The following is a 20,282-nucleotide window of genomic DNA, read 5'->3' as shown; positions in this document are numbered from 1 at the left end:
GGTCGGCAAAGGCTTCCGACAACGCCTTGTGGGCCCTGTCCGTCTTCCAGTTCCATCGTGTGTGCGCGGCGGTGACAAAGTAGGCCACAGGAGCGCCGGCGTAATGCTGGTGCGGGCGGCGTAAAAACCGTCCAGTGGCTAGGCTGGTCCCTTTGGGGGTCGGCCGGGATGTTTGCCGTGGAAGTCTATGCCGCCGTCCGGCATTTCGTTTTCGTTGAAGGCAACAGCCGTCGTGAGGCGGCGCGTGTTTTCGGGCTGAGCCGCGAGACGGTCCTGAAGATGTGCCGTTTCTCGCTGCCGCCGGGCTACACGCGCTCCAAGCCAGTGACGAAGCCGAAGCTTGGTGCCCTGCTGCCGGTGATCGACGCGATCCTTGAGGCGGACCGGACTGGTCCGGTGAAGCAGCGACACACGGCGAAGCGGATCTTCGAGCGGCTGCGTGACGAGCATGGGTTCGGCGGCGGCTACACGGTGGTGAAGGATTATGTCCGCATTGCCCGTGCCAGGGGGCGCGAGACGTTCGTGCCTTTGTCGCATCCGCCGGGCCATGCGCAGGTGGATTTTGGCGAGGCGGTCGGCGTGATCGGCGGGGTTCGCTGCAAGCTGCACTTCTTCTGCATGGATCTGCCGCAGTCGGATGCGCCCTTCGTGAAGGCCTATCCGGCCGAGACGACGGAAGCCTTCCTGGACGGCCACGTCTGTGCCTTCGCCTTTTTCGGCGGCGTGCCGCTGTCGGTGCTTTACGACAATCTCAAGATCGCGGTGGCGAAGATCTGCGGCGACGGTAAGCGCGAGCGGACGCGGGCCTTCACCGAGCTGGTGAGCCACTATTTGTTCCGGGATCGGTTCGGTCGGCCAGGGAAAGGCAATGACAAGGGGAAGGTTGAGGGGCTGGTGAAGTATGCCCGCTCGAACTTCCTGACGCCGATCCCGGTAGCGGCGAGCTTCGATGACCTCAACGCCATGCTGGCCGAACGCTGCCGGGCGCGGCAGGCGGAACGTGCCGGACGCCATGCCGCGACCATCGGCGAGCGTCTCGAAGCCGATCTTCGCGCGTTCAGGGACTTGCCCGCCGTCCCGCTGGAGCCCTGCGAGAAGCGGGCGGCCCGGGTCTCGTCGACGGCGCTGGTGCGCTATCGCGGCAATGACTACTCGGTGCCGACGGCCTTTGGCTTCCAGGACGTCATCGTGAAGGGCTTCGTCGATCAGACCGTCATCCTGTGCGCCGGTGAGGAGATCGCCCGGCATCAGCGTTCGTATGGCTCCGGCACCTTCGTCTTCGACCCGCTGCATTATCTGGCGCTGATCGAGACCAAGCCGAACGCGCTCGATCAGGCCGCACCGTTGAAGGACTGGAACTTGCCCGAAGCCTTCCAGCATCTGCGTCATCTGATGGAAGCGCGGATGGGCAATCGCGGCAAGCGCGAGTTCATCCAGGTGCTGCGGTTGATGGAGGCAATCCCGAAGGATGTCGTGATCTATGCCGTCACCGAGGCGATCCGGCTCGGCGCGATCGGCTTCGATGCGGTCAAGCAGATCGCGCTGGCCCGGATTGAGCGCCGTCCGGCGCGGCTCGATCTCAGTGCCTATCCGCATCTGCCGAAGACCAGCGTGAAGACGACATCGGCGGCCGATTACGCCGTCCTCATTCCCGGGAGAGCGGCATGAGTGGGAAGGCCATGGATATGATGCCGGCGGGAACGACGAGCGGAACGCCGCAGGTGCTGCTCAGCCATCATCTCAAGCAATTGAAGCTGCCGACGGTGCTGCGGGAATATGACAAGGTCGCCCGCGAATGCGCGCGCGACGGCGTCGATCATCCCCGCTATCTGCTGCGCCTGGTCGAACTGGAACTCATCGACCGGGAACGTCGCGTCGTCGAGCGGCGCATCAAGCAGGCCAGGTTCCCGGCGGTGAAGAGCCTCGACACCTTCGACTTCACCGCCATTCCTTCCCTCAACAAGATGCTGGTGCTGGAGCTGGCGCGCTGCGAGTTCATTCTGCGCCGCGAGAACGTCATCGCGCTCGGCAATTCCGGCACCGGCAAGACCCACGTCGCGCTGGCGCTTGGCCTTGCCGCCTGCCAGAAGGGATTCCCCGTCGCCTTCACCACCGCAGCCGCCCTCGTGCATCAGCTCATGGAGGCCCGCGACGAGAAACGGCTTTTGAAGCTGCAGCGTGAACTGCAGGCGGTGAAGCTGCTCATTGTCGATGAACTCGGCTACGTGCCGCTGTCGCCGACCGGAGCGGAACTGCTGTTCGAGGTGCTCTCCCAGCGCTACGAGCGCGGATCGACAATCGTCACCTCGAACCTGCCTTTTGAAGACTGGACGTCGGTCCTGGGGTCCGAGCGGCTCACCGGCGCGCTGCTCGATCGCCTGACCCACCACGTTCACATCCTGACCATGAATGGCGACAGCTACCGCCTCAAACAATCTGCCGGACGGCGTCGCGCCGCTGCCATGGCTGTCGCGGCGGAGCAAAACCAGGCCACCGCCGAAACGGGCGATCAGCCAAGCACCGTCTGACCCGCGACACCCATGCCAAATCCTGACGGCCGCTCGCTCGCTACGGCGCTATGGAAAAGCGCGCTTCGTGAGCGGCCTCTGCCGCACCTGGACTGGCCTGGTTTTACTCCGCCCCAGTGGCCTGGTTTTGCTCCGCCGTTGACAGCCGCTATGGAAAAGCGCGCTTCGTGAGCGGCCTCTGCCGCACCTGGACTGGCCTGGTTTTACTCCGCCCCAGTGGCCTGGTTTTGCTCCGCCGTTGACAGGGAACGGAACGGCAAACGTATCAATCGTTAGCGGTGAGCCGGACACCTCGGGAACGGGACCAATCAACTTTCCCTCTACAACTATCGCTAAGGTCAGGTGCATCGCTAGCCACTTCGAACAACTCTGCTCTGATTATGGCTGGTGTCTCGCGTCCGCCGCCCACCGCTGCCGTTCGTCCGCCCCGGCAGCGCCGCAAGCTTCAGCCGGGCGCAAGGTTGCTGCGGGACTGGAACGGCAAGACCCATGTCGTTGATGTCATCGAAGGTGGCTATGTCTTTGAGGCAAAGGTCTATCCCTCGCTGACGGCCATCGCAGGCAAGATCACCGGCGTCCACTGGTCAGGCCCGAGGTTCTTTGGGCTATGAGTGCGCCTCAAAAGAAGCTCCGCTGTGCGGTCTATACCCGCAAGTCGACAGAAGAAGGTCTCGACCAGGAGTTCAACTCACTCGATGCCCAGCATGAAGCCTGTGCGGCTTTTGTCGCCTCACAGGCAGGACTGGGCTGGAAGCTTGTGCCCGAGCGCTATGATGATGGCGGCATCTCCGGCGGCACGATGGACAGGCCAGCCCTGCAGCGGCTGTTGCAGGATATCCGTGAGCGGAAGATCGATGTGGTGGTGGTCTACAAGATCGACCGGCTTACCCGCTCCCTGATGGATTTCTCCAGGATCGTCGAGATCTTCGATGGAGCAGGCGCTTCCTTTGTCTCCGTCACCCAGCAGTTCAACACCACCACCTCCATGGGCAGGCTGACGCTCAATGTGCTGTTGTCCTTTGCCCAATTCGAACGAGAAGTCACAGCCGAACGCATCCGCGACAAGATCGCCGCCTCAAAGGCCAAGGGCATGTGGATGGGAGGGACTGTTCCGTTCGGCTATCGGGTAGAAAACAGAAAGCTTGTCATCGACGAGGAAGCGGCTGCCGAGATCACAAGATTGTTCAAACGCTACCTGGAACTCCAATCCGTTCCTGCTCTTGCACGGGAGTTAAATGGCGATGGTGATGCAACACATCTCTCGCGACTTCATGAACATGGCAGGCAGGGCGGCCGTCGAGCGCCAAAGAGGGTCAGCAAGGGCAAGCTCTATTATATGCTGTCCAACCCAATCTATATTGGACGCATCCGTCATGGCGCCACTGTCTATGCAGGCGAGCATCAATCCATCATCACCGAAGAGATCTTCAACAGGGTTCAGGGGAGGCTTGCCGAACAAGCACCCTGTCCGCGGGGGACATCGGCCAAAAGCGATATCCATCTTCTGACTGGCCTTTTGTTCGACGAGACCGGGGATCGGCTAAGCCCAGTCCATGCCAACAAGGAAGGCAAACGCTATCGCTACTATATGTCGAGGCGACTGAAGGATGGACGTTCAAATAACCAGGATGGCTGGCGTATCCCTGCATCCGAGATCGAGCCAATCGTGCTTTGGCAACTCAAGGAACTCCTAGCAGACAAACCCACCCTGTCGAAATGGATGCAGACGGCAGGACAGGCCGCATACATTGAACAGGCGTTCACAAAGGCACAGGAGGCATCGAACCTTCTGGAAACGGCCGGGCGATTCTCCTCCAACACAAGAGAGATCGTTCATATGGCGATCCGCCGCATTGGGCTTGCCGGTGACTGCATCAAAATCGGGATCGAGAAGGAAGCAGTCGCCAATTGGCTCGCCGGTGCAAATCTCCCGTCTGGCAAAGCTGGCAAATTTGACAGCGACGATAGACGTCGACGCACAACAAAAACAACGGCGTCGCTCAATGATGCCAGCGACCCGGATCTGCATATCATCGAACTGCCGCTTTCGCTCCGCCGCAGAGGCATCGGACGCCGATTGGTGATCGAAGGGCAGGGCTCGTCGCTGCGACACCCGGATCAGCCATTGATTGGCATGATAGCCAAAGCACATGCCTATCTGGACATGCTGACGAATGGACAAGGATTTGGTCGCAAGGATGTTGCAGAACGCTTTGGCGTCCATCCAGAAGATGTCAGTCGTCTTCTGCCACTTGCCTTCCTCTCACCGCGCATCACTGAAGCGATTCTCACTGGCCAACAACCAGCCGAATTGAGTGTGCGGCATCTTGCACGCCATATCGACCTGCCGATCAATTGGGCTGACCAGGCGAAGATGCTCGGCATCTGACACCACGCACAGTGGGAACTCCAACCGCAGTGTTTCCACATCGTTGCGTATCTGTGCCAATGAAGATTAGCACTCGTGCTCGTAGATGGGGCGATGCCCCTAGATCCCAGTCCCGTCATGCCGCAATGGCTAACCATCGCCGCGATCCAACAGCATCAGCTGCCTCAAATAGTGGTCACCGGAAAGTGCCGACAGAGACGCAGCCGCCAATAGGCGCCAGAACCGTCCTTCTGAGACCATCCTGTGCCACTATCTCAGACCTTGCCGCCTGCAAGCGTCTGAAAGAACGGTACTATTCGCAAGCGGGCAGAAAATACTTAGAAATCAAGGACTGGATGGTGGGCGTACCAAGGATCGAACTTGGGACCCCTACGATGTCAACGTAGTGCTCTCCCGCTGAGCTATACGCCCATCCGAAGCCGCGCATACACCACTTTTGCCCCGGTACGTCAATAGCGGGAAACGAAAAGATCAGGCGGCCTGAAGCATCTTTTCGACCTCGTTGACGAGATCGCGCAGATGGAATGGTTTGGAAAGAACCTTGGCGTCCTTCGGAGCCTTGGAATCGGGGTTGAGCGCGACGGCCGCAAAACCGGTGATGAACATCACCTTGAGGTCGGGATCGATCTCGGTTGCGCGGCGGGCAAGTTCGATACCGTCCATCTCCGGCATGACGATATCTGTCAGCAGCAGCGAGAACGGCTCCTCGCGCAGTCGCTCATAGGCGCTTGCGCCATTGTCGAAGTCGCTGACCTGGTAGCCGGCGCGTTCCAGCGCCTTGACCAGGAAACGGCGCATGTCGTCGTCGTCTTCCGCAAGAAGAATGCGTGCCATCGTGTTCCGTCCGAATCACCCGCCCGGACCGCCCCCGGCTGGCCCGTTAACCATCCTCTATATGAAAGCGCGGCGGTAAAGATCAAGTGAACGTTCATGTGAAAGAACTCGCAGCGGCACCGGCTAGACCGCCGAGTTGCTGGACACACCGCACTCAAGATGGCAGTTTTTGACCATGATGTGTTTCTGCTTTCAGGTCCCATCCCATTGACTACGCCCGCCGAGGATTTTTCGGTTGTCCGGCCCTTCGAGATTCGTGCGGGGGCGGAGCAGCGCGTCCCGTTCATTTTCAGCTCTCCGCATAGCGGCCGGTACTATCCCGAGCGGTTCCTGGCGATGGCGCGGCTCGACCGCAATGCTATCCGCCGTTCCGAGGATTGCTATGTCGATGAGTTGTTCGGCGGTGCGATCATGCTCGGGGCGCCGATGCTGGCGGCGAATTTTCCGCGCGCCTATCTGGACGTCAACCGGGAGCCGTGGGAACTCGATCCGCGCATGTTTGTCGAGCCGGTGCCGTCTTACTGCAACATCCGTTCGGCGCGCGTTGCAGGCGGTCTGGGCACCGTTCCGAAGCTGGTAGGCGAGGGGCTCGACATCTATTCGGGCCGCTTGCCACTTGCCGAGGCGATTGCCCGCATCGAAATCGTCTACAAGCCGTTCCATGAAACGCTGAAGCGGCTGCTCGCCCGAACCCATGCAGCATTCGGCTTTGCGATCCTGATCGATTGCCACTCCATGCCGGCCAGCATACGGATTGGCGAAAACGGATTCAGGCCCGATTTCATTGTCGGCGACCGTTTCGGCACTTCGGCATCGGCAGCTTTGACCGAAACTGCGATCAACTTGCTGTCGGCGATGGGCTATACCGTCGCCCACAACAAACCTTACGCTGGCGGTTTCATTACGGAGCACTATGGGCGCCCGGTGCGCCACCTGCATGCACTCCAGATCGAAGTGAACCGTGGTCTCTACATGAATGAGAAGACTTTGCAGAAGGCATCCGGGTTCGATGCGTTTGCCCGGGACATGGCGTTGTTTTGCGCCGACCTGATGGCGATCCCCGATCACCATTTCCTCGACCTTCCTCTGGCGGCCGAATAGTCCGTGCAGAATAAAAAAAGGACCGCATCGTTTGCACGACGCGGTCTTGAGTCTAGGGAGGAAACGCCCAAGGAGGGCATGGACAGGAAACCCTGTCCGAAGACGAGCCTATTGTGCATTGCACAAATGTCAAGCGATCACGGCTTGCCAGGCTTTGCAGAACTTGCTGCAGTTGTTCGGCACGTGACATTCCAGCCACGATCTTGATATGACAAGGCCGACACCGACGATTTGCGTTGGCGCATTTTGGAGACAGCTTTGGATATCTCAACCGACTTCATTCGGCAGCTCGCGCATGTTGCGGCAGCCGAGACCTTGCCGCGTTTCCGCAGCCAAGGCACGGTGGACAACAAGTTGGCAGGCGGTTTCGATCCGGTTACCGAGGCGGACCAGGAAGCGGAACGGGTGATCCGGGCACTCATCAATGCCCGGTTTCCGGATCACGGCATCCTGGGCGAAGAGCACGGCAGCGAGAACCTCTCGAGCCGATACGTGTGGATCATCGATCCGATCGATGGCACACGCGCCTTTATTTCCGGAGTGCCTGTCTGGGGAACACTGGTCGGCTTGACAGTAGATGGCGATGCGGTTGCCGGATTGATGTCGCAACCCTTCACGGGTGAACTCTATTACGCCAACGCTTCCGGATCGCACTATGAGGGACCGGGCGGGCCGCGCAAGCTTGCGACGCGCAAGACGACGCAGCTATCCGAGGCGATCCTGTTCACCACTACTCCGTCACTGTTTCAGGGGGACATGCGTTCCAACTACGACGATCTCGAGCGACAGGTGCGGTTGGCCCGTTACGGCACCGACTGCTACGCCTTTGCCATGCTGGCTGCGGGCAATATCGACATTGTTACCGATCCGGGCCTGAAGCCATACGACATCGTGGCATTGATCCCGATCATCGAGAAGGCGGGTGGGGTCATCACCACTTTTGATGGCAGGCCCGCCGAACAAGGGGGTGACATTCTCGCTGCTGCGACGCCCGAACTCCACGCTGCGGCAATGACCTCGCTACGAGGCTGACAAAGCTAAGCGGCGCTGCCATCAGTGCCCGGAATAAAGGCATGGAAAGCAGCAAGCGCCTGTTCGCGGTAAAGATCCGCTTCCTGGAGCAGTTCGTGGCGTGCGCCATCAATGGTAAGGAGCGAACTTAACCGAAGATGCCTTGCATAAGAGGCAACCGCCTTCGTTGATACGACAGTATCGGCACCGGCAGCGATGATCAGCGTCGGTATGCGAATGTTGGCCATGAACTCTCGATCGCTGACGGCGATTGCCGCCGAGCTTGCCGCGCGTAGCCAGCGGATCGTCGGGCCGCCGAGAGCCAGTTGCGGGTGCGCTTTATAGATCGACGTATTGCGCCGATATCGCACGGCATCCGATGTCAGATTGTTGGTTTCGAAAGGCGCCGATTGTTTTGGACGCGGGCCCCATGCCGCATAGAACCGGCCAAGGCCGAACAGGCTGAGGACGGTCGTGACAAGACGAATCCTGGTCATTGAAATGCGTTGCCCGGGAATGCCGAGGAACGGTGTCAACAACACCATGCGCTGGACGCGGTTGACCATCGAGGATGCGGTAAGCAGCGCAACCAGCGCTCCTGTCGAGTGAGCGAGTATATAGTAGGGGCCGCGGCAATCGGGCAGTACGATCTCTTCGAAAAACTGCTCCAGGTCGGATGCGTAGTCGTGAAAGCTCTTGACGTAGCCGCGCTGCGGGTTGCGGAGCAGCCGGTCGGAGCCACCCTGACCACGCCAATCGAATGTCGCGACGCCAAATCCCTTTGCAGACAGGTCAGCGATGGTTTCGAAGTATTTTTCGATGCATTCGTTTCGGCCTTGCAAAAGCACGACGGTGCCATTGTCCGGGCGGCCAGTCGGCGCAAAGCGCGCATAGCGGATTTTCCGACCATCGCGCGCGGTCAGGAAGCCTGTCATTGCATTGTCCGGCACCGGATTGTCGGGAGTATGGAAGAAAAGGTCCGTCATTCGGCGCTTTGGCCCGTCTCTTTTGGAGCCTCGTAAGGGTCTGTGTCCGGCTGGCGAAGCATCAGCACGGTGATAGAAAGCAAATGCGTGAATTGCAAAGGATTTTCGGGTGTAAGGCCGGAAGCCGCCCGAAGGAGGGCTCCCGGCCTTGTCGATCCGGGAGGAAGGGACGTTACACCCGGCTCGGCCACGGTGCGGCTGATCTGATCCGCAGTTCCGTTGTGATCAGGAAATAGCGCGATGTGGCTGAACGAGCTTTGACTGACCGGTTCATCGTGCATTCATCGCTTCATTATGCCTGCCTCGAAATGAACCTTGAAACAGCCGGCCAGCACACCCAAATGAACTCTGCGGCCGCCGATGTCGGGACCGCTGGTTCACGAGACGCCGTTAGGGTTTTGATCGAACCACAACGCAAACCTTGTTGCTCGACAGGAGAACACACCATGCGTCATGTTGATTTTTCCCCCCTCTATCGTTCTACCGTAGGCTTTGACCGCCTCTTCACCATGCTGGATTCGCTTGCCCAGCCGGATGGCGCGCAAACCTATCCGCCCTACAACATCGAAAAGACCGGCGACGATGCCTATCGCATTTCAATGGCGGTGGCCGGCTTCTCGGATGACGAGATTTCGATCGAGGCGCACCGCAATGTGCTGACGGTCAAGGGTGAGCGCAAGGAAGGCACCGAAGGCGAGGGTTCCGAGGTGCTTTACCGCGGTATTGCCTCGCGCTCGTTCGAGCGCCGGTTCCAGCTTGCCGACCATGTCGACGTTCTTGGCGCTGAGCTGAAAAACGGTCTTCTGTTCGTTGATCTCAAGCGCAACATTCCCGAGGAATTGAAGCCGCGCAAGATCGCGATCACTTCGGCACCTGCGAAGGCCAAGCAGATCGAGGCAAAGGCGGCTGCACACTAAAAATTCTCTCATCCTCCCGAGAGAAGGGCGGCGCCGTGAGGCGCCGCTTTTTTTGCCTCGAACTTTTAAGCCCCAATATGTCCCGCAAAACGGTCGATCTCCTCGACCGTCGTCGCAAAACTGGTAACAAAACGATAGAGCGCCTCGTCTTCGCCGATTGGCTTTGAAAAACCGGCGGGCAAATGCCAGTCGTAGAATGCCGCACCCGAACTCTGCAATCTCTCGGCGTCATCCCGCTTTATGATGGCGAAGACTTCATTCGCTTCGGGTGCCCACGCAAGCCGTGCAGTTTTCGAGGCCTTGATTGCCTTGGCGAGGCGGGACGCCATCGCGTTGGCGTGCCGGGCGGTATCGAGCCAGAGATCGTTTTGAAAGTATGCGTCGAACTGAGCGGCGATGAAGCGCGATTTCGAGAAAAGCTGTGCGGCGCGTTTGCGCAGGAACGCAAGTTCTCCGGCCTTGTCCAGATCGAACAACACCACTGCCTCTGCGCACCAGCAACCGTTCTTGGTGCCACCGAACGACACGATGTCGACGCCACGTTTCCAGGTCATTTCCGCTGGCGTCGTATTCAAGGCGACCATCGCATTGGCGAAGCGTGCGCCGTCGAGATGCAAAGGAACTGAATGCCGTTTCGCGATTCCAGAGATAGCTTCGATGTCATCGAGACTGTAGACGGTTCCAACTTCGGTCGACTGCGTTATGGAGACTGCCATTGGGCGACCCGCATGCACGAATTCCGGTGTCAGGCGGTCGAGAGCTTTTTCCAGATTTGCTGGATCGATCTTGCCGAGCGGACCATCCACCGCATTGAGACGTGACCCGCCCGAGAAATATTCCGGAGCGCCGCATTCGTCCTCGATGACGTGCGATTCGCGGTGGCAAAAAGAGATGCCTCCCGGTTTGTTATAAGCTGTCAGTGAGAGAGAATTGGCGGCCGTGCCCGTTGCAACAAAGAAGACGGCCACTTCCCGCTCAAAGATTTCACTGAAGCGCTGATAGACCGCCCTGTCCAATGCGCCATCGCCATAGGCGGGGGAGAATCCGCCGGCATTGGCCGATAGATGGGCCGCGATCGCGGGATGGGCGCCGGCCCAATTGTCGGAAGCGAAGAACATTTGTCGGTCCATACCTGAAAGATCGTCGGGAGATTGACCAACTTATTTCTGTTCGTGCAAGGGCCAGCCTATGTGGTTCCCATGAAGCCAGCCATTCTCTTGCAATGTTCAAAAATTGCCCGACTGAGACCATTGGCGTAATTTTCTATCGTCTTCTGTCGGCATTTTTTTCGAAACGGTCTTGTGTGGTTTCAAGAATTCTGTCATAGGAAATTTAGGACAGTAATGCTGTCTTATTTATTTGCGCAACGCTAGGCGGATTGGCGTATGGTGAAATGCCATTCCGGCTGCTGCCGCCAGCGGTATTCCATACGGGCCACAGAGTTCGGCCAGGTTTTCGCAAGACGGGCTGCAAGACTGAAAGTTTGGGGGCAAGAAGCTTCCCAAAGCAACCGGGCGCCTCTCCGGCGCTGAATGGAGGAAGACGACGATGACGTACGTGACGCCTTCTGTGACGACGGATGTTGAGCCGGCCGCGCAGATCAAGGCCAACGGCGTCAAACGTGCGACCCCGGGCGGCAGTTTGCCAAACGCGCAGGGTCTTTACGACCCTCGCAATGAGCATGATGCTTGCGGGGTTGGCTTTATTGCCCACATGAAGGGTGTGAAGTCGCACCAAATTGTCGAAGACGGGCTGTTGATGCTCGACAATCTGACGCATAGGGGCGCCGTGGGGGCCGATCCCCTGGTGGGTGACGGCGCGGGCGTGCTGGTCCAGATACCCGACCGCTTCTTTCGTGAAGAGATGACCAAGCAAGGGGTGAATCTACCGCCCGCCGGTCAATATGGCGTCGGCCATTGGTTCATGCCGCAGGATAGTGCTCTGCGTTTGCATATCGACGAGATTATTGCCGAATCTGCGCAGTCTGAAGGATTGCCCCTCCTCGGCTTCAGGGATGTCCCCGTCGACAACTCTTTATTGTCCAGGGCACCGGAAATCCTCGAGGCGGAGCCTTTCCATCGTCAGGTTTTCATCGGACGCACGCCTGATATCGACGATGATGAAGAATACGAGGCGCGGCTTTATCTGCTCCGTAAGGTCATTTCGGGACGCATCTACGCCGAAAATCATAACAGGGACACCGGGGCCTACTGCGTGTCGCTCTCGGCGCGCACCATTGTCTATAAGGGCATGTTCCTTGCCAATCAGGTTGGCCCTTATTACAGAGACCTCAACGATCCGCGCTTCGAAACGGCGCTGATCCTTGTCCATCAGCGTTTTTCAACCAACACGTTTCCGTCGTGGAAGTTGGCGCACCCCTATCGCATGGTCGCGCACAACGGCGAGATCAATACGGTGCGCGGCAACAACAACTGGATGGCTGCTCGCCAGGCGTCGGTCGACAGCGAGTTGTTCGGCAACAACATATCGAAGCTGTGGCCGATTTCCTATGAAGGCCAATCGGATACGGCGTGCTTCGACAACGCGCTCGAGTTCCTGTTCCAGGGTGGTTACAGCCTTGCCCACTCGATGATGATGCTCATCCCGGAAGCTTGGGCCGGCAACAAGCTCATGGATGACGACCGCAAGGCGTTCTACGAATATCACGCCGCATTGATGGAACCGTGGGACGGACCAGCGGCAGTGGTCTTCACGGACGGACGCCAGATCGGTGCGACGCTGGATCGCAATGGTCTCAGGCCCGCGCGCTACATCGTTACCGATGATGATCGCGTGATCCTCGCCTCCGAAGCCGGCGTACTGCCGGTGCCGGAAGACAAGATCGTTACCAAGTGGCGCCTGCAGCCAGGCCGCATGCTTCTCATCGATCTGGTCAAGGGCCGCATTATTTCCGACGAGGAGATCAAGTCGGAGATCGCAACGAAGCACCCGTACAAGAAGTGGCTTGCGAACACGCAGCTCATTTTGGAAGACCTCAATCCGGTCGAGCCGCGTGCATTGCGCAAGGACGTTTCTTTGCTCGATCGCCAGCAGGCGTTTGGCTACACGCAGGAAGACCTCAAGCTCCTGATGTCGCCCATGGCGACGACCGGCCAGGAAGCGGTCGGCTCGATGGGTACCGACACACCGATTGCGGCCATGTCGGACAAGCCGAAGCTGCTTTACAACTATTTCAAGCAAAACTTCGCGCAGGTAACAAACCCGCCGATCGACCCGATCCGTGAAGAACTGGTGATGAGCCTTGTTTCCTTCATCGGGCCGCGCCCGAATATCTTCGATCTCATCGGTTCGTCGCGGCGCAAGCGGCTGGAAGTTCGCCAACCGATCCTGACCAACGCGGATCTGGAAAAGATCCGCTCTATTGGTCACACGGAGGAGCGGTTCGATACCAAGACCATTGACATCACTTATGCCGCCACGGAAGGCGCCGCTGGCATGCCAGCGGCCATCGAGCGGTTGTGCGAGCGCGCGGAAGCGGCCGTGGCTGGTGGCTACAACATCATCATACTATCCGACCGCCAGATCGGCCCGGACCGCATCGATATTCCGACACTGTTGGCGACGGCGGCGGTCCATCATCATCTGATCCGCAAGGGCCTGCGTACTTCGGTTGGACTGGTTGTCGAATCCGGTGAACCGCGTGAAATCCACCATTTCTGCTGCCTTGCCGGCTATGGCGCGGAAGCGATCAACCCGTATCTTGCTTTCGATACGCTGACCGACATGCACACCAATGGTGCGTTTCCGCCGGAGGTGGATGCACACGAACTGGTCACCCGTTACATCAAGTCGATTGGCAAGGGCATTCTCAAGGTGATGTCCAAGATGGGCATCTCGACCTACCAGTCCTATTGCGGTGCGCAGATATTTGATGCCATCGGGCTCAAGACCGATTTCGTGGATAAGTACTTCACCGGCACTGCCACGCTGATCGAGGGCGTTGGACTTGAGCAGATTTCGGCAGAGACGGTAACAAGGCATCAAGCCGCGTTCGGCGATGATCCGGTCCTGCGCAACTCGCTCGACGTCGGTGGCGAATACATGTACCGCATGCGTGGCGAGGCTCATGCCTGGACGCCAGATGCCGTTGCAACACTGCAGCATGCTGTTCGCCAAGGTTCGTGGGAAACCTTCAAGCTTTTCTCCGAACAGGTCAACGACGCGGTCGCGAATGCCCATTCCATCCGTGGCCTGTTCAGGATCAGAACGGCTGAGGAGGTGGGTCGCAAGAAGGTTCGGCTCGATCAGGTCATGCCGGCCGCCGAAATCGTCAAGCGCTTCTCGACCGGCGCCATGTCGTTTGGTTCCATCTCCCGAGAAGCTCACACGACGCTTGCGGTTGCCATGAACAAGATCGGCGGCAAGTCGAATACGGGCGAGGGCGGCGAGGAGCCTGACCGCTATCTGCCGCTGCCTGGCGGTGGCCGGAACCCGGAGCGTTCGGCAATCAAGCAGGTTGCGTCGGGCCGTTTTGGCGTGACGACCGAGTATCTTGTCAATTCCGACATGATGCAAATCAAGGTGGCGCAGGGGGCAAAGCCCGGTGAGGGCGGCCAGCTTCCTGGCCACAAGGTCGACGCCACCATTGCCAAGACACGTCACTCGACGCAAGGCGTTGGCCTTATCTCGCCACCGCCGCATCACGACATCTACTCGATCGAGGATCTGGCGCAGCTCATTTATGACCTGAAGAATGTCAACCCGGCGGCGGATGTATCGGTCAAGCTGGTTTCGGAGGTAGGCGTCGGCACCGTCGCCGCCGGCGTGGCCAAGGCGCGTGCCGATCACATCACCATTTCCGGTTACGATGGTGGCACCGGCGCATCTCCGCTGACTTCCTTGAAGCATGCGGGTAGCCCTTGGGAAGTCGGGTTGGCCGAAACCCACCAGACGCTTGTGCTCAATGGTTTGCGTTCCCGCGTGGCCCTACAGGTCGATGGCGGGCTGCGTACCGGGCGCGACGTGATCATAGGCGCGCTGCTTGGTGCGGATGAGTTCGGTTTTGCGACCGCGCCACTGGTTGCGGCTGGCTGCGTGATGATGCGCAAGTGCCATCTCAATACATGCCCCACCGGCATTGCGACGCAGGACCCTGTGCTGCGCAAGCGCTTCAAGGGTACGCCCGAGCATGTCATCAACTATTTCTTCTATGTTGCCGAAGAAGTACGCGAACTGCTTGCCGAGATGGGGTTCACCCACCTCGACCAGATCATAGGCGATACCGATCTTTTGGAGAAGCGGGCGCTCATAGAGCACTGGAAGGCCAAGGGCCTCGATTTCTCCAGGATGTTCCACAAGCCGGAAGCGCCTCAGGATCAGACCCATTGGACCGAACGGCAAAAGCATCCGATCGACGACGTGCTCGACCGCAAGCTGATCGAACTGGCGAAGCCTGCGCTCGAAGCCAAGCAGGCTGTGACAATCGAACTGCCCATCCGCAACGTTGATCGTTCCGCCGGCGCGATGCTGTCGGGAGAAGTAGCCAAGCGCTTCCGGCACAAGGGCCTGCGCGAGGACACGATCTCGGTGAAGTTGACCGGGACGGCGGGCCAATCCTTCGCCGCGTTCCTGACGCGTGGGGTGTCATTCGAACTGATCGGGGCCGGCAACGATTATGTCGGCAAGGGTCTGTCGGGTGGACGCATTGTCATCCGGCCGCCGGATGAAGCCAAGATCGTAGCGGAAGACTCCATCATCGTTGGTAACACGGTCCTTTACGGCGCGATTGAGGGCGAGGCCTATCTGCGTGGTGTTGCAGGCGAGCGTTTTGCCGTGCGCAATTCGGGTGCAGTCGCCGTCGTCGAAGGTGTCGGCGATCACGGTTGTGAGTATATGACCGGCGGGGTAGTCGTCGTCATCGGCAAGACGGGGCGCAACTTTGCGGCAGGCATGTCGGGCGGTGTTGCCTATGTGCTCGATGAAGCGGGCGACTTTGCCCACCGTTGCAACATGGCGATGGTAGAGCTCGAACCGGTGCCGGAAGAAGACGATATTCTCGAGAAGCTGCACCACCATGGCGGTGACATCGATCACAAGGGTCGCGTCGACGTATCGGGCGACATGACCAGCCACGACGACGAGCGGCTATACCAGTTGATTTCGAACCACGTGCACTACACCGGTTCGAAGAGAGGACGCGAAATCCTCGACAATTGGGCGACCTATAGGCCAAAATTCCGCAAGGTCATGCCGGTCGAGTACAGGCGTGCATTGCTTGAGATGGAGCGCGCTCGCATGAGCGTGGCGGCGGAATGACGACGATAGCTGCCGCCATTCTTGCGCGACGAAAACCGGTTGGACACAAACCGGAGGCGCGTTCGCGCTGACCGGGAAGCCGATAGGCTTCATTGCGCCGGGTTCTCCCGGTTTTCCGATCCGTACGCACGACCGACCGCCGAAAAAGCGAGGTCGAACGCAAGTCCAAGGACCATACGCATGGGCAAGGTAACAGGTTTTCTGGAGATCGACCGGCAGGTGCACAAGTACCAGCCAGCCTCTGATCGCATAAGGCATTTTCGTGAATTTACGCTGCCGTTGTCGGACAGCGAAGTGGAAAAGCAGGCGGCGCGCTGCATGGATTGCGGCGTTCCGTTCTGTCACGGCCCGACGGGCTGCCCGGTGCACAACCAGATTCCGGACTGGAACGACCTCGTCTATAACGGCGATTGGGAAACGGCGATCCGCAACCTGCACTCCACCAACAATTTTCCCGAGTTCACCGGCCGTATCTGCCCCGCGCCTTGCGAGGAAGCTTGCACGCTGAATCTCGAGGATATTCCCGTGGCCATCAAAACGGTGGAGCAGGCGCTTGCCGACAAGGCGTACGAGATCGGTTTCATCCGCCCCTATCCGCCCCAGACCAAGACCGGCAAGCGTGTCGCGATCATTGGCTCTGGCCCTGCCGGTATGGCGGCTGCCCAACAGCTTGGCCGTGCCGGCCACGAGGTCCACGTCTATGAACGTGAAAGCCGTCCAGGCGGCCTGATGCGCTACGGTATCCCGGACTTCAAGATCGAGAAGCATTTCATCGATCGCCGGATCGAACAGATGCAGGGTGAAGGCGTCACCTTCTTCTGCGGTATCAATGTTGGCGTCGACAAGCCGGTGACCGATCTTATCTCGAACTACGATGCCGTGCTTTACTGCGGCGGTTCCGAGACCCCGCGCGCAGCCGGAATTCCTGGTGATGACCTTGATGGCGTGCATGACGCCATGCCTTATCTGGTTCAGCAGAACCGTCGTGTCGGTGGCGAAGATATTCAGTCGACAGCATGGCCGTCCCAGCCGATTTTGGCCAACGGCCAGCATGTCGTCGTCGTCGGGGGCGGTGATACCGCCTCGGACTGTGTCGGCACGGCGTTTCGCCAAGGGGCGGTGCGGGTGACGCAACTCGATATCCGGCCGCAGCCGCCGGAAAAGGAAGACAAGCTTGCGGTCTGGCCCTACTGGGCAACCAAGATGCGTACCTCGTCTTCTCAAGCCGAAGGCGCAGAGCGTGAGTTTCAAGTGGCAACGCTTGAATTCATTGGCGAGGACGGGCAATTGACCGGCGTCCGGTGCTGCGAGGTAGATGACAAGCGCAAGCCGATAGCCGGGACCGAATTCGTCATCAGAGCCGATCTCGCCTTCATTGCCATCGGCTTTGCGGGACCGTTCACCGACAGCGTGCTGGCTGAATTGGGCGAAGGGATCAAGACGGTGGTCGACGTGCGTCGTTCCAAGAACGTCGCTGCGAATGATCGCAACTATCGCACCAATGTCGAAAAGCTTTTTGCTGCGGGTGATGCCCGCCGGGGTCAATCGCTCGTTGTGTGGGCGATCCGCGAAGGTCGGCAGGCCGCGCACGCCATCGACGAGGCGCTGATGGGATCGACCGTTCTACCGCGTTGATCCTCATTGCCTCGGAATGCTGAGGACTTAGCGAACGATAGCGGTAGTCTTGTCACCGCCATCCTTTGCGGCCTCAGGTGCTTTTTTCTGCGGCCAGGAAAAGTCGTCTGCGCGGCCCGGAGATGCTGCCGGTTCGTCACCTGCGCCGACGACCTTTCTCGCGGTGGTCGCGCTTGTGTGAGGCGGCGCGGCACCTAGAAGATCGGCGCCGCCGTCCAGGGCCGGATCGTTGAGCAGCATAGGCGGCGTGCGGTCGATATTGACCGGAACAGCGGCTTCGGCAGGGGTTTCCACCGAAAGGCCCATCGGCGTCAACGCTGGCGCAGTTGCGACCGGCGAGGTGAGGCCGAGGATCTTCAGCAACGGCTTCTCCGTGTAGAACGCCAGCTTGCGCTTGCCGGCGCGCGTGAGATTGATGCCGTCGTCGGCACGCAAGGTCACAGGCTGGCCGTTGATGTCCGGCCCCCTGGTGATGAAGGCGCCGTTCTCGTCGACAAATCCGTCCCATATGTCCACGAACTCGCCGCCGCTTTGCTCGGCTGAGGCGCGATAGATTTCGTTGAATGCCAGCATGTCCGACGTCATCTTGCTTGACCGGAACGCCGGCATGCCGACCCAGAGGAAGGGGACCTTGGAGGTCGAAATATGCTTGCCGAAAGCGAGGGTCCGATTTTCGTATTCTTTGGTCCATGCTTCGGAGCGCGGGAGTTCGCGGACTTCGCCAATCTGCATCTGTTGCCGGTCATTCGAGCCCAGCATGACGACAATTGCAGCAGGTTTTTCGGTTTCGAGCAGGCCGCTGATTTCCGCCGGCCAGTTGTAGAAGTCGTCGCGCACAAAGCCTGACGAGCCTTTGCTGCGGTCGACCACTTTGACGGACGCGTTTTCGGCAAACACCGTTTCAAGGTCCTTGGCCAGGCTGCCGGCCATGAAGTCGCCGACGACGAGGATCGTGCGTGCGTCGGGGGATTTTTCTACGACTGGTTTTGGCGGTTCGGCTGGAACGCTGCGTACAGTCGACTTGCGCGTTTGCGTCCGGGCCTTCGGCGGCTGCGTTGGAATAGCTTCAGGCGAGGCGACGCGTTCGCTCTTGCGTGGCCTGAACAGGTCACGCAACGACCACGAACGGTATTGCGGCTCCTGCGCTATTGCGGGGACGTTCATTGCCTCGGCAAACAATGCCAGAAGCGCTGCAAAGGCCACGATCAGGATCGGCGTGCGTAACAGAGTATCCCGGATGCGCAGTACCGAAACCAAGTCGACCTCTCACTCTTCAGGGCTAAGGCTACCTTTGGCGCAGCGACTTAAGCACTTCCATGCTCGGATGGCCATCCTGGGTCAAGCCGGACTGCGCCTGGAAGGCCATGATCGCCGCCTTGGAGCCTTCACCGATCTTGCCGTCGAACTTGCCGCTATAGTAGCCGTGTTCGGACAGGCGCTTCTGCAATTCCTGCCGTTCCTCGAAGGAAAGTTTCGTAAACGGGCGGTTCCAATCCTGGACCAGTTCGCCATAGCCGGCAATCTGGTCGGCAAGAAGGCCGACGGCAAATGCATATTTGTCGGCATTGTTATAGCGCTTGATGACCGAGAAGTTCTTTATCACCAGAAATGCCGGTCCTTCGCGGCCACCCGGCAATTTCAGCACAGCTTGCTCGGATCCGTTTTTGAAGGGTTTGCCACTGGCGCGGGTTACGCCAAGGGCCTGCCATTTGTCGAGGGACATCGATCCTGCCGGGAATTTGCGGCCCTGGGGGAGTTCTACCTCGTAGCCCCAGGTCCTGCCGCTCTGCCAGCCGTTCTTTCGCAGAAGGTTTGCCGCGGTTCCGAGCGCATCAGGAATTGAGTTCCAGATGTCGCGCCGGCCATTGCCGTCCACGTCAACTGCATAGGCTTGGTAGCTCGTTGGGATGAACTGGGTGTGGCCCATCGCGCCTGCCCAGGAGCCGGAGAGATGGCTTTCGTCAATATCGCCGGTTTGCAGGATCTTCAGTGCGGCGATCAACTGAGTGCGTGCGAATTTCGAGCGCTTGCTGTCGGCATAGCCCAAGGTTGCCAGCGAGCGCACGACATTGCGCATGACGTCCTGACGCTCGAGAATCTTGCCGTAGTTCGATTCCATCGACCAGATTGCCAGCAATACGTAACGGTCAACGCCGAAGCGCTGTTCGATCCGGTCCAGCCAAGGCTTCCACTTGCGGGCCATTTCGCGGCCGGTGGCAATCGATTCGTCATGGACGCGATTGTCGAAATAGTCCCATGCCGGGGCGGTAAATTCGGGCTGGTAGCGGGCCTTTTCCAGAACGACGGGGTCGATCTCGGTGATACCGCGAAAGGCTGCGTCATATACCCTGCCCGATACGCCGTTTTGTACGGCTGTGGCGCGGAAATTCGATACCCATTGGCGGAAACCCGCGTCCGCGAAGGCAGAACCTGCCGGCACAAGGAGGGCGAAGGACAGACCGGCCACGGTCAAGGCGCGCGTAAGGCTTTTTGCGGCGTTGCGAACTGGCATCTTTTCCTCCTTCACTATGTCGGAAAGATCATTGATCGCCGAATTCGGTTAGGAATTAGTTTACCATAGAAGCCTGGCGGAACGAAAATGCGC

General features: G+C 59.3%; 15 protein-coding genes and 1 tRNA gene. 9 read left to right on the top strand and 7 right to left on the bottom strand.

Translation table 11 applies throughout. The annotated features are described in order from the left end of the window. The first annotated feature begins 168 nt into the window (after nt 1-168). The 4 genes from istA to ASD50_RS22195 all read left to right on the top strand — a co-directional run bounded on the left by istA (nt 169) and on the right by ASD50_RS22195 (nt 4,917). Nucleotides 169-1,668 carry an IS21 family transposase gene (gene istA / locus ASD50_RS22210; RefSeq protein WP_056246723.1) on the top strand — a complete coding sequence of 500 codons (1,500 nt, stop codon included), beginning with the start codon at nt 169-171 and terminating at the stop codon, nt 1,666-1,668. A 20-nt stretch (nt 1,669-1,688) separates the two neighbouring features. After that, complete coding sequence (gene istB / locus ASD50_RS22205) at nt 1,689-2,528, top strand: IS21-like element helper ATPase IstB (protein WP_156465225.1); 840 nt, start codon at nt 1,689-1,691, stop codon at nt 2,526-2,528. 380 nt (nt 2,529-2,908) lie between these two features. Beyond that, complete coding sequence (locus tag ASD50_RS22200) at nt 2,909-3,139, top strand: DUF2924 domain-containing protein (protein ID WP_056246717.1); 231 nt, start codon at nt 2,909-2,911, stop codon at nt 3,137-3,139. After that, nucleotides 3,136-4,917: a recombinase family protein gene (locus ASD50_RS22195; RefSeq protein ID WP_056246713.1), complete on the top strand. Its 1,782-nt coding sequence runs from the start codon at nt 3,136-3,138 to the stop codon at nt 4,915-4,917. Before ASD50_RS22200 ends, ASD50_RS22195 begins: the two co-directional genes overlap by 4 nt. 336 nt (nt 4,918-5,253) lie before the next feature. Here the strand turns inward: ASD50_RS22195 and ASD50_RS22190 are convergent. Both ASD50_RS22190 and cpdR read right to left on the bottom strand, forming a co-directional pair. After that, nucleotides 5,254-5,328, bottom strand: a tRNA-Val gene (locus ASD50_RS22190). Between the two features lie 60 nt (nt 5,329-5,388). Continuing rightward, complete coding sequence (gene cpdR / locus ASD50_RS22185; protein WP_006199474.1) at nt 5,389-5,751, bottom strand: cell cycle two-component system response regulator CpdR; 363 nt, start codon at nt 5,749-5,751, stop codon at nt 5,389-5,391. 159 nt (nt 5,752-5,910) lie between these two features. Here cpdR and ASD50_RS22180 point away from each other — a divergent pair, with 159 nt between their 5' ends. Beyond that, nucleotides 5,911-6,852: an N-formylglutamate amidohydrolase gene (locus ASD50_RS22180; RefSeq protein ID WP_056246711.1), complete on the top strand. Its 942-nt coding sequence runs from the start codon at nt 5,911-5,913 to the stop codon at nt 6,850-6,852. Between the two features lie 258 nt (nt 6,853-7,110). Next, nucleotides 7,111-7,884 (top strand): histidinol-phosphatase, encoded by a 774-nt coding sequence (gene hisN / locus ASD50_RS22175; RefSeq protein WP_056246707.1) that lies wholly within the window; start codon nt 7,111-7,113, stop codon nt 7,882-7,884. Between the two features lie 5 nt (nt 7,885-7,889). On the opposite strand, the gene ASD50_RS22170 is transcribed toward hisN, so the two are convergent. After that, nucleotides 7,890-8,849, bottom strand: a complete 960-nt coding sequence (locus tag ASD50_RS22170) for an alpha/beta fold hydrolase (RefSeq protein WP_056246704.1) — start codon at nt 8,847-8,849, stop codon at nt 7,890-7,892. Further along, entirely contained in the window at nt 8,846-9,130 is a 285-nt protein-coding gene (locus ASD50_RS23340; RefSeq protein ID WP_156465223.1) for a hypothetical protein, read from the bottom strand. Before ASD50_RS23340 ends, ASD50_RS22170 begins: the two co-directional genes overlap by 4 nt. Nucleotides 9,131-9,295: 165 nt before the next feature. Here ASD50_RS23340 and ASD50_RS22165 point away from each other — a divergent pair, with 165 nt between their 5' ends. Further along, complete coding sequence (locus tag ASD50_RS22165) at nt 9,296-9,766, top strand: Hsp20 family protein (protein ID WP_056246701.1); 471 nt, start codon at nt 9,296-9,298, stop codon at nt 9,764-9,766. A gap of 65 nt (nt 9,767-9,831) precedes the next feature. Here the strand turns inward: ASD50_RS22165 and ASD50_RS22160 are convergent, their stop codons facing one another. After that, nucleotides 9,832-10,884 (bottom strand): threonine aldolase family protein, encoded by a 1,053-nt coding sequence (locus ASD50_RS22160; RefSeq protein WP_056246698.1) that lies wholly within the window; start codon nt 10,882-10,884, stop codon nt 9,832-9,834. A 430-nt stretch (nt 10,885-11,314) separates the two neighbouring features. On the opposite strand from ASD50_RS22160, the gene gltB reads away from it, so the two are divergent. Beyond that, nucleotides 11,315-16,042, top strand: a complete 4,728-nt coding sequence (gltB, locus tag ASD50_RS22155; RefSeq protein ID WP_056246693.1) for a glutamate synthase large subunit — start codon at nt 11,315-11,317, stop codon at nt 16,040-16,042. A gap of 180 nt (nt 16,043-16,222) precedes the next feature. After that, complete coding sequence (locus ASD50_RS22150; protein WP_056246689.1) at nt 16,223-17,677, top strand: glutamate synthase subunit beta; 1,455 nt, start codon at nt 16,223-16,225, stop codon at nt 17,675-17,677. A gap of 27 nt (nt 17,678-17,704) precedes the next feature. On the opposite strand, the gene ASD50_RS22145 is transcribed toward ASD50_RS22150, so the two are convergent. Then, the gene (locus ASD50_RS22145; protein ID WP_056246684.1) at nt 17,705-18,934 is read right to left on the bottom strand and encodes a DUF459 domain-containing protein; all 1,230 of its coding nucleotides are present in this window, start codon (nt 18,932-18,934) and stop codon (nt 17,705-17,707) included. 28 nt (nt 18,935-18,962) lie between these two features. Next, on the bottom strand, nt 18,963-20,189 hold the full coding sequence (locus ASD50_RS22140; protein WP_056246752.1) for a lytic murein transglycosylase: 1,227 nt from the start codon (nt 20,187-20,189) through the stop codon (nt 18,963-18,965). Nucleotides 20,190-20,282 lie beyond the last annotated feature (93 nt).

Source organism: Mesorhizobium sp. Root552, assembly GCF_001427285.1.
In the GTDB taxonomy this organism is placed as follows: domain Bacteria; phylum Pseudomonadota; class Alphaproteobacteria; order Rhizobiales; family Rhizobiaceae; genus Mesorhizobium.
This window is presented reverse-complemented; position numbering and strand designations above follow the sequence as displayed.

Coding starts and splice junctions, on each gene's coding strand:
- cpdR (WP_006199474.1), bottom strand. CDS start 5,751: ATGGCACGCATTCTTCTTGCGGAAGACGACGACGACATGCGCCGTTTC.
- ASD50_RS22200 (WP_056246717.1), top strand. CDS start 2,909: ATGGCTGGTGTCTCGCGTCCGCCGCCCACCGCTGCCGTTCGTCCGCCC.
- ASD50_RS22140 (WP_056246752.1), bottom strand. CDS start 20,189: ATGCCAGTTCGCAACGCCGCAAAAAGCCTTACGCGCGCCTTGACCGTG.
- ASD50_RS22150 (WP_056246689.1), top strand. CDS start 16,223: ATGGGCAAGGTAACAGGTTTTCTGGAGATCGACCGGCAGGTGCACAAG.
- ASD50_RS22160 (WP_056246698.1), bottom strand. CDS start 10,884: ATGTTCTTCGCTTCCGACAATTGGGCCGGCGCCCATCCCGCGATCGCG.
- istA (WP_056246723.1), top strand. CDS start 169: ATGTTTGCCGTGGAAGTCTATGCCGCCGTCCGGCATTTCGTTTTCGTT.
- gltB (WP_056246693.1), top strand. CDS start 11,315: ATGACGTACGTGACGCCTTCTGTGACGACGGATGTTGAGCCGGCCGCG.
- ASD50_RS22170 (WP_056246704.1), bottom strand. CDS start 8,849: ATGACGGACCTTTTCTTCCATACTCCCGACAATCCGGTGCCGGACAAT.
- ASD50_RS23340 (WP_156465223.1), bottom strand. CDS start 9,130: ATGCACGATGAACCGGTCAGTCAAAGCTCGTTCAGCCACATCGCGCTA.
- ASD50_RS22165 (WP_056246701.1), top strand. CDS start 9,296: ATGCGTCATGTTGATTTTTCCCCCCTCTATCGTTCTACCGTAGGCTTT.
- ASD50_RS22195 (WP_056246713.1), top strand. CDS start 3,136: ATGAGTGCGCCTCAAAAGAAGCTCCGCTGTGCGGTCTATACCCGCAAG.
- ASD50_RS22180 (WP_056246711.1), top strand. CDS start 5,911: ATGGCAGTTTTTGACCATGATGTGTTTCTGCTTTCAGGTCCCATCCCA.
- istB (WP_156465225.1), top strand. CDS start 1,689: ATGCCGGCGGGAACGACGAGCGGAACGCCGCAGGTGCTGCTCAGCCAT.